The organism is Streptomyces sp. WELS2 (genome assembly GCF_013870595.1).
Taxonomy (GTDB): Bacteria; Actinomycetota; Actinomycetes; order Streptomycetales; family Streptomycetaceae; genus Streptomyces.
The window spans coordinates 1-8,816 of the sequence record NZ_JACBWZ010000206.1; the positions used below are offsets into that span (position 1 = coordinate 1).

General features: G+C 70.6%; 7 protein-coding genes. 6 read left to right on the forward strand and 1 reads right to left on the reverse strand.

Annotated elements, in window-relative coordinates:
- From H5J33_RS14740 to H5J33_RS14760, 5 genes are all read left to right on the forward strand, one after another.
- Positions 1-329, forward strand: a 329-nt coding sequence (locus H5J33_RS14740; RefSeq protein ID WP_181795367.1) for a laccase domain-containing protein, incomplete at its 5' end; no start/stop codon positions are given.
- Between the two features lie 6 nt (positions 330-335).
- Complete coding sequence (locus tag H5J33_RS14745; RefSeq protein ID WP_181795368.1) at positions 336-1,055, forward strand: YggS family pyridoxal phosphate-dependent enzyme; 720 nt, start codon at positions 336-338, stop codon at positions 1,053-1,055.
- A 128-nt stretch (positions 1,056-1,183) separates the two neighbouring features.
- Complete coding sequence (locus tag H5J33_RS14750; protein ID WP_181795369.1) at positions 1,184-1,825, forward strand: cell division protein SepF; 642 nt, start codon at positions 1,184-1,186, stop codon at positions 1,823-1,825.
- Positions 1,826-1,884: 59 nt separating this feature from the next.
- Positions 1,885-2,175, forward strand: a complete 291-nt coding sequence (locus H5J33_RS14755; protein ID WP_030605475.1) for a YggT family protein — start codon at positions 1,885-1,887, stop codon at positions 2,173-2,175.
- A 52-nt stretch (positions 2,176-2,227) separates the two neighbouring features.
- The gene (locus tag H5J33_RS14760) at positions 2,228-3,382 is read left to right on the forward strand and encodes a DivIVA domain-containing protein (RefSeq protein ID WP_181795370.1); all 1,155 of its coding nucleotides are present in this window, start codon (positions 2,228-2,230) and stop codon (positions 3,380-3,382) included.
- A 472-nt stretch (positions 3,383-3,854) separates the two neighbouring features.
- On the opposite strand, the gene ileS is transcribed toward H5J33_RS14760, so the two are convergent.
- On the reverse strand, positions 3,855-6,998 hold the full coding sequence (gene ileS, locus H5J33_RS14765; protein WP_181795371.1) for an isoleucine--tRNA ligase: 3,144 nt from the start codon (positions 6,996-6,998) through the stop codon (positions 3,855-3,857).
- A 604-nt stretch (positions 6,999-7,602) separates the two neighbouring features.
- Here ileS and H5J33_RS14770 point away from each other — a divergent pair.
- Positions 7,603-8,697 carry a TraR/DksA C4-type zinc finger protein gene (locus tag H5J33_RS14770; RefSeq protein WP_181795372.1) on the forward strand — a complete coding sequence of 365 codons (1,095 nt, stop codon included), beginning with the start codon at positions 7,603-7,605 and terminating at the stop codon, positions 8,695-8,697.
- Positions 8,698-8,816: the final 119 nt, after the last annotated feature.

Genomic DNA, 8,816 nt, shown 5'->3' on the forward strand with positions numbered 1-8,816 from the left:
GAGAAAGGAAGTCCCGGCGTGTCCCCAGCGTTCCGTTCCAGCCGGGCCGGATCGTCGCCCGCACCGGACCGGCCGTGTGCGGCCGGTGCTACGAGGTGCCGGAGGCGATGCGCGCCGAGGTGGCCGCCGTGGAGCCGGCGGCGCACGCCGAGACGAGCTGGGGCACGCCGGCGGTGGATGTGAACGCCGGGGTGCACGCGCAGCTCGACCGGCTCGGGGTGTGCGACCGGGCGCGAACGCCGGTGTGCACGCTGGAGTCGAAGGATCACTTCTCGTACCGCCGCGACCGCACCACCGGGCGGCTCGCCGGCTATGTCTGGCTGGACTGATAGGGCATGACGGACCGTAAGACCGAACTCGCCGCCAATCTGGCGAAGGTGGAGGAACGCATCACCGCCGCGTGTGTGGCGGCGGGGCGCAAGCGGGAGGAGGTGACCCTGATCGTGGTCACCAAGACCCACCCGGCGAGCGATGTGCGGATCCTGTCGGAGCTCGGTGTGCGCCATGTCGCCGAGAACCGCGACCAGGAGGCGGCCCCGAAGGCCGCCGATTGTGCGGATCTGCCACTGAAGTGGCACTTTGTCGGTCAGTTGCAGACCAACAAGGTGCGTTCCGTGGTCGGTTACGCCGATGTCGTGCAGTCGGTCGACCGTGCACGGCTCGTCACCGCGCTGTCGAAGGAGGCGGTGCGGGCTCGGCGCGAGGTGGGCTGTCTGCTCCAGGTCGCGCTCGACGCCGGGGCGAACGGCCGGGGCGACCGCGGTGGCGTGGCCCCGGGCGGAATCGAAGAGTTGGCCGACCTCGTCGCCGACGCGCCCGGGCTGCGGCTCGACGGACTGATGACCGTCGCCCCGCTCACCGGGGAGTACGCGGGACGCGAACAGGCGGCGTTCGAGCGGCTCATGGATTTGTCGACCGACCTGCGCCGGGCTCATCCGGCTGCAACCATGGTGTCGGCAGGGATGAGCGCGGACCTCGAGCAGGCCGTGGCGGCCGGGGCGACACATGTGCGCATTGGCACCGCGGTACTCGGAGTCCGACCCAGGCTCGGGTAACGTCGCCAAGAAGTCGGACCACAGCAGAAAATATGGTCAATGCCCGTGAAGTTGGGCACAACGACCACGTGGATCGCGGGCACTTGGCAGTCGTCAGCCGATCCACCACAGAGCGGAGGACTCAGAGCATGGCCGGCGCGATGCGCAAGATGGCGGTCTACCTCGGCCTCGTGGAGGACGATGGGTACGACGGCCGTGGATTCGACCCCGACGACGACTTCGAGCCGGAGCTGGACCCGGAGCCCGAGCGGGACCACCGGCGGCACGAACCGCCACATCAGCCGCACGGTACGCATTCGCCCCAAAGGGACGAAGAGGTGCGGATCGTGCAGCCGCCCGCGCCTCGCGAACCGGTTTCCCGTTCGACTTCGCTCGCCGCGGAATCCGGACGTCCGGCGCGCATCGCGCCCGTGGCATCCATCACACAAGAACGCCAGTCCCTGGAGAAGAACGCGCCGGTGATCATGCCCAAGGTTGTGTCGGAACGAGAGCCTTACCGAATCACCACGCTTCACCCGCGGACCTACAACGAGGCCCGTACCATCGGGGAACACTTCCGTGAGGGCACCCCGGTGATCATGAATCTGACCGAGATGGATGACACAGACGCGAAGCGACTTGTCGACTTTGCGGCCGGTTTGGTGTTTGGTCTTCACGGCAGCATCGAACGGGTGACGCAGAAGGTGTTCCTGTTGTCTCCTGCTAACGTCGATGTCACGGCGGAGGACAAGGCCCGCATCGCAGAGGGCGGGTTCTTCAACCAGAGCTGAGACGCAACGCAGGACCGAAGCACGGAAAAGCATGGACAGGGGAGAGGGAACCGCAGGCCATGAGCGTGTTCGCGCAGGTGATCTACATCGCGCTGATGGTGTTCCTCGTCATCCTCATCTTCCGGCTGGTCATGGACTACGTCTTCCAGTTCGCCCGCTCGTGGCAACCCGGCAAGGCGATGGTGGTCGTTCTGGAGGCCACCTACACTGTCACCGATCCACCGCTGAAGCTTCTGCGGCGGTTCATCCCGCCGCTGCGTCTCGGGGGCGTGGCGCTCGACCTGTCCTTCTTCGTACTGATGATCATCGTCTACATTCTCATCTCCATCGTGCAGGGTTTCGTGAGATGAGGGTGGGCGATCCGGTCTTGCCGACTGCCGATGACTACGTTGAGGTGAAGAGATGCCGTTGACCCCCGAGGACGTGCGGAACAAGCAGTTCACGACCGTCCGCCTCCGAGAAGGCTATGACGAGGACGAGGTCGATGCCTTCCTCGACGAGGTCGAAGCCGAACTGACCCGTCTGCTCCGGGAGAACGAGGACCTGCGCGCCAAGCTGGCCGCCGCGACGCGAGCCGCCGCGCAGAACCAGCAGAACGCGCGCAAGCCTCCGGAGCAGGACCAGCAGCAGCAACACCCGCAGCAGCAACACCCTCAGCAGCAGCAGGGCATGCGAGGTCCCGGCCAGCCGGTGCCCGCCGGGATATCGGGCCCGCCGCAGCAGCAGATGGGCGGCCCCATGGGTGGTCCGCCCCAGCTGCCGAGCGGTGCCCAGCAGCTGCCCGCCGGCCCCGGCGGTCAGGGCGGCCCGCAGGGTCCCGGCCCGATGGGCCAGGGTCCGATGGGTCAGGGCCCGATGGGCGGTCAGCCGCCCATGCAGCAGCAGATGGGCGGCCCGATGGGCGGTCCCATGGGTGGCCCCATGGGCGGTCCGATGGGTGGCCCCGGTCAGGGCCCCGGTGGCGACAGCGCCGCCCGTGTCCTCTCGCTGGCCCAGCAGACCGCCGACCAGGCGATCGCCGAGGCCCGCTCCGAGGCCAACAAGATCGTCGGCGAGGCCCGCAGCCGCGCCGAGGGTCTGGAGCGTGACGCCCGTGCCAAGGCCGACGCCCTGGAGCGGGACGCGCAGGAGAAGCACCGCGTGGCCATGGGCTCCCTGGAGTCCGCGCGCGCCACGCTGGAGCGCAAGGTCGAGGACCTGCGCGGCTTCGAGCGCGAGTACCGCACGCGGCTGAAGTCGTACCTGGAGTCGCAGCTGCGTCAGCTGGAGACCCAGGCCGACGACTCGCTGGCCCCGCCGCGCACCCCGGCCGCCGCCTCGCTGCCGCCGTCCCCGACGCCCTCCATGGCTCCGGCCGGCGCCGGTGCCCCGTCCTACGGCGGCAACCAGTCGATGGGCGGTTCGCAGGCCCCGTCCGGTCCGTCCTACGGCGGCCAGCAGCAGATGACCCCGGCCATGACGCAGCCCATGGCCCCGGTCCGTCCGCAGGGTCCGTCCCCGATGGGCCAGGCTCCCTCGCCGATGCGCGGGTTCCTGATCGACGAGGACGACAACTGAGCACCGGGCATGGTGTGTAGGACGCCTTGAGCGTCGGCAGCATTCAGGGCGCGGCCCCGGGTTACGATCCGGGGCCGCGCCCTTTTGTGCGGAATCTGCTTCCCCTGGCGCCGATTGAGGTGCCGCGGCTGTGGTCGCGCTTCCTCGCGCGGCCGCGATCCCGTGCGCGGGGCGTGCGGGAGCCCTTCGGGGGCGCGGTCTGGCCCGGGGCGCGCGGGCGGACGGGAGTGGGCAACGGGCTCACGGCGTACGCGCCGTACCGACCGCGCTCCTCCGAGCCGTTGGAGCCGCGGTGATCGTTTTCGGGTAGCCTTGCCCGTGCGCCGGGGTGCGTAGCGCAGATGGTCGTCGCGCCTCGATGGCATCTAGGAGGACGCCGGTTCGAATCCGGCCCGCCCCGGCGCACCCGCTCTTGCCTGACACCGAAGGCCCGGCCCCCCACAGGGGACCGGGCCTTTTGGCCGTCCGGCGGCTACGCCTTGCGCAGGCGGAACGTCAGCGACAGACCCTCGTCGGTGAACGGCTCGCCGTAGCCGCCGTCGGCCTCGCCCTGGGCGAAGTCGGTCGCGAGGACCTCGTCGGCGATCAGACCGGCGTGCTCGGCCAGGGCCGCGACGACCGCCGGGTCCGTGGAGGTCCAGCGCAGCGCGATCCGGTCGGCGACGTCCAGGCCGCTGTTCTTGCGGGCCTCCTGGATCAGCCGGATCGCGTCCCGGGCCAGGCCCGCCTGCCGCAGCTCCTCGGTGATCTCCAGGTCCAGCGCCACCGTGGCACCGGAGTCGGAGGCCACCGACCAGCCCTCGCGCGGAGTCTCCGTGATGATCACCTCGTCCGGGGCGAGGGTGATGGTCTCACCGTCGACCTCCACGGACGCCGTGCCCTGCCGCAGCGCGAGGGACAGCGCGGCGGCGTCGGCGCCCGCGATGGCCTTCGCCACGTCCTGCACCCGCTTGCCGAACCGCTTGCCCAGCGCCCGGAAGTTGGCCTTGGCGGTGGTGTCGACCAGGCTGCCGCCGACCTCGGACAGGGACGCCAGGGAGGAGACGTTCAGCTCCTCGGTGATCTGCGTGTGCAGCTCCGGGTCCAGGGACTCGAACCCGGTGGCCGCGATCAGCGCGCGGGACAGCGGCTGACGGGTCTTGACGCCGGACTCCGCGCGGGTGGCGCGGCCCAGCTCCACCAGCCGGCGGACCAGCACCATCTGCCGGGACAGCTCCGGGTCGATCGCCGACAGGTCGGCCTCCGGCCAGGCGGCCAGGTGCACGGACTCCGGCGCGCCCGGGGTGACCGGGACGACCAGGTCCTGCCACACCCGCTCGGTGATGAACGGGGTGATCGGCGCCATCAGCTTGGTGACCGTCTCCAGCACCTCGTGCAGCGTGCGCAGCGCGGCCTTGTCACCCTGCCAGAAGCGGCGGCGCGAGCGGCGGACGTACCAGTTGGACAGGTCGTCGACGAACGCGGACAGCAGCTTGCCGGCGCGCTGGGTGTCGTAGGCCTCCAGCGCCTGGGTCACCTGGTCGGTCAGCGCGTGCAGTTCGGACAGCAGCCAGCGGTCCAGCACCGGGCGGTCGGCCGGCGACGGGTCCGCGGCGGACGGCGCCCATCCCGACGTACGGGCGTACAGCGCCTGGAAGGCGACCGTGTTCCAGTAGGTCAGCAGCGTCTTGCGGACGACCTCCTGGATGGTGCCGTGGCCGACCCGGCGCGCGGCCCACGGGGAGCCGCCGGCCGCCATGAACCAGCGCACCGCGTCCGCGCCGTGCTCGTCCATCAGCGGGATCGGCTGGAGGATGTTGCCCAGGTGCTTGGACATCTTGCGGCCGTCCTCGGCCAGGATGTGGCCGAGGCAGACCACGTTCTCGTACGACGACTTGTCGAAGACGAGCGTGCCGACGGCCATCAGCGTGTAGAACCAGCCGCGGGTCTGGTCGATGGCCTCGGAGATGAACTGGGCCGGGTACCGGCTCTCGAACAGCTCCTTGTTCTTGTACGGGTAGCCCCACTGCGCGAACGGCATCGAACCGGAGTCGTACCAGGCGTCGATCACCTCGGGCACGCGCACCGCTTCGAGGGAACAGCCCTCGTGCGGGCAGGTGAAGGTGACCTCGTCGATGTACGGGCGGTGCGGGTCGAGGCCGGACTGGTCGGTGCCGGTCAGCTCGCTCAGCTCGGTGAGGGAGCCGACGCAGGTGAGGTGGTCCTCCGCACAGCGCCAGATCGGCAGCGGGGTGCCCCAGTAGCGGTTGCGGGACAGCGCCCAGTCGATGTTGTTGTTCAGCCAGTCCCCGTACCGGCCGTGCTTGACCGTCTCGGGGAACCAGTTGGTCTTCTCGTTCTCCCGGACCAGCCGGTCCTTGACGGCCGTCGTGCGGATGTACCAGGAGGGCTGCGCGTAGTAGAGCAGCGCGGTGTGGCAGCGCCAGCAGTGCGGGTAGCTGTGCTCGTACGGCAGGTGCTTGAAGAGGAGGCCGCGCTGCGACAGGTCCTCGGTGAGCTTTTCGTCCGCCTTCTTGAAGAACACGCCGCCGACCAGCGGGACGTCCGCGTCGAAGGTGCCGTCCGGGCGGACCGGGTTCACGACCGGCAGGCCGTAGGAGCGGCAGACCTTGAGGTCGTCCTCACCGAAGGCCGGGGACTGGTGGACCAGACCCGTGCCGTCCTCGGTGGTGACGTAGTCGGCGTTCACCACGAAGTGCGCGGGCTCCGGGAACTCCACCAGCTCGAAGGGGCGCTGGTACGTCCAGCGCTCCATCTCGGCGCCGGTGAAGGTCTGGCCCGTGCTCTCCCAGCCCTCGCCGAGCGCCTTGGCGAGCAGCGGCTCGGCGACGACGAGCTTCTCCTCGCCGTCGGTCGCGACGACGTAGGTGACCTCCGGGTGCGCGGCGACCGCCGTGTTGGACACCAGCGTCCAGGGGGTCGTCGTCCACACCAGGAGCGCGGCCTGGCCGGCGAGCGGACCGGAGGTGAGCGGGAAGCGGACGTACACGGACGGGTCGACGACCGTCTCGTAGCCCTGCGCCAGCTCGTGGTCGGACAGGCCGGTGCCGCAGCGCGGGCACCAGGGGGCGACGCGGTGGTCCTGGACCAGCAGGCCCTTGCCGAAGATCTGCTTCAGCGACCACCACACGGACTCCACGTACTCGGGGTCCATCGTGCGGTAGGCGTCGTCCAGGTCGACCCAGTAGCCCATGCGGGTGGTCAGCTCGGCGAACGCGTCGGTGTGCCGGGTCACGGACTCGCGGCACTTGGCGTTGAACTCGGCGATGCCGTACGCCTCGATGTCCTGCTTGCCGGAGAAGCCCAGCTCCTTCTCGACGGCCAGCTCGACGGGCAGGCCGTGGCAGTCCCAGCCGGCCTTGCGGGCCACGTGGTAGCCGCGCATGGTGCGGAAGCGGGGGAAGACGTCCTTGAAGACGCGCGCCTCGATGTGGTGGGCACCGGGCATGCCGTTGGCGGTGGGCGGGCCCTCGTAGAACACCCACTCCGGGCGGCCCTCGGACCGCTCCAGGCTCTTGGCGAAGATCTTCTGCTCGCGCCAGAAGTCGAGCACGGCGTGCTCAAGAGCGGGCAGGTCGACCTGTGCGGGCACCTGGCGGTACGTCGGCGCTGTCATCTGCGAGCATCCTCCAACGGACTTGCTGCCTTCCGTCGGAGGGACGAGAGCCTTCGATCCTGTGTACGCCGTGTGCGGCGCGCTCCCGCGGTACCACCCTCCTTGGCCCCCGGCACGCCGTACGCGCCGGTGAGCCCCCTCATTGGGCTCGCGAAGCCGGTTCTACTCGCCGTGACCCTGCGGCTGCGGCTTTCTTCCGGCGGCTCCGGGGTGATCTTCACGTCGCGCTCGCCCCCGGGCTCACACCGTCCCCGGGTCGCTCTGGGCTGCGTACGCCGCTACTCGTCCCCATCCACGCTTCTCGCTCCGCCCAGTGTACGGCGCCGCGCGGACAGCGGCGGACCGGTTTTCCCCGGGGCGGGGACGGGCGGCCGGCGAGCGGGCCGGGTGCCCCGAATGGCGAGGGGCGCCGGCGCCGGTCCCGGCCGGCCCGGGGCGGGCGGATTACCCGGCGGGGAGCTGGGCACAACGGATGCAGGCCCGTGGCTCGGGGGGTGCGGGCGGGCGAATCGGGCGGTGTGCCCCGTTGCCGCGGGACCCAAGTCGATTTATCGTCCCAGCACGATTCGCGAGCAAGATCACAATATGTGAAGGGGCCGCGGCCATGGTGGCGAAGAAGACCGCCGTACAGCAGCCGGCGACCGGGAAGACCGGCGCGCGGCCTGCCGCCGGGAGGGCGGCCCCCGACAGGACCGCCCCGGACCGGACGGCCCCGCCCCGGACGGCCGTTTCGAAGACGGCCGCGAAGGACACCAAGGCCGCGAAGAACGCGCAGAACGCGAAAAGTGCGAAAAGCACGAAGAGCGCGGAGAGCGCGAAGCTCGCGAAGGCCGTGAAGGAGTCGGCTTCCGGGGCGAGGACGGCCGTCGCCGAGAACACGGCGAACGGCAAGCAGAAGCCGGTCGGCGAGAAGACGGCGGCCGGCGGGAAGGCCGCGGTTGGCAAGAAGGCGGCGGCTGGGAAGAAGGCGGTGGGGAAGAAGACAGCGGGTGCGGACCCGGTCGCGAAGAAGGCCGCGGCCACGAAGAGGGGGGCCACGGACAAGGGGGCCACGAAGAAGGCGGTCGTCCCGGCGGCGACGGCCGGGAAGAGCGTCGCCGGGAAGACCGCCGTCCCCGAGGAAGCCGCCGCGGGGACGGCCGCGGCGCGGGCGGCGGCGCACGAGAGCACGGCCAAGAAAGCGGGCGCGGCGCGGGCCGCCAAGCAGACGGGAGCCACGACGGTGGTTGCGAAGAAGACTCCTGGCACGGCCACGGCGGAACAGACCGCCGTTCCCAAGGCGCGGGCGGGCGCGGCGGAGCCCGGCGAACTGGCGGTGCGCCCCGGCGAGGACCCCTGGTCCCCGGAGGAGGCCGACGAGGCGCGCGCGGAGCTGCAGTCCGAGCTGGAGCGGCTGCGGGCGGAGATCAGCTCCTCCGAGGCGTCCCTGGTCGGCCTGATGCGGGACTCCGGGGACGGCGCCGGCGACGACCAGGCCGACACCGGCACCAAGAACATCACGCGCGAGCACGAACTGGCGCTGGCCGCCAACGCGCGCGAGATGCTCACCCAGACCGAGCGCGCCCTGGAACGGCTGGACGCGGGCACCTACGGTCTGTGCGAGAACTGCGGCAATCCCATCGGCAAGGCCCGGATGCAGGCGTTCCCGAGGGCGACGCTGTGCGTGGAGTGCAAGCAGAAGCAGGAACGCCGCTCCTGAGGGCGCCCCGCCGTGCCGTAGTCTCGTGCCCAGTCAGGTACCTAGGCTGAGGGACTCACGTGGCAGAGGCGGAGCGCATCATCGGTACGCCGGACACCCCGGACGACGATCACCAGCAG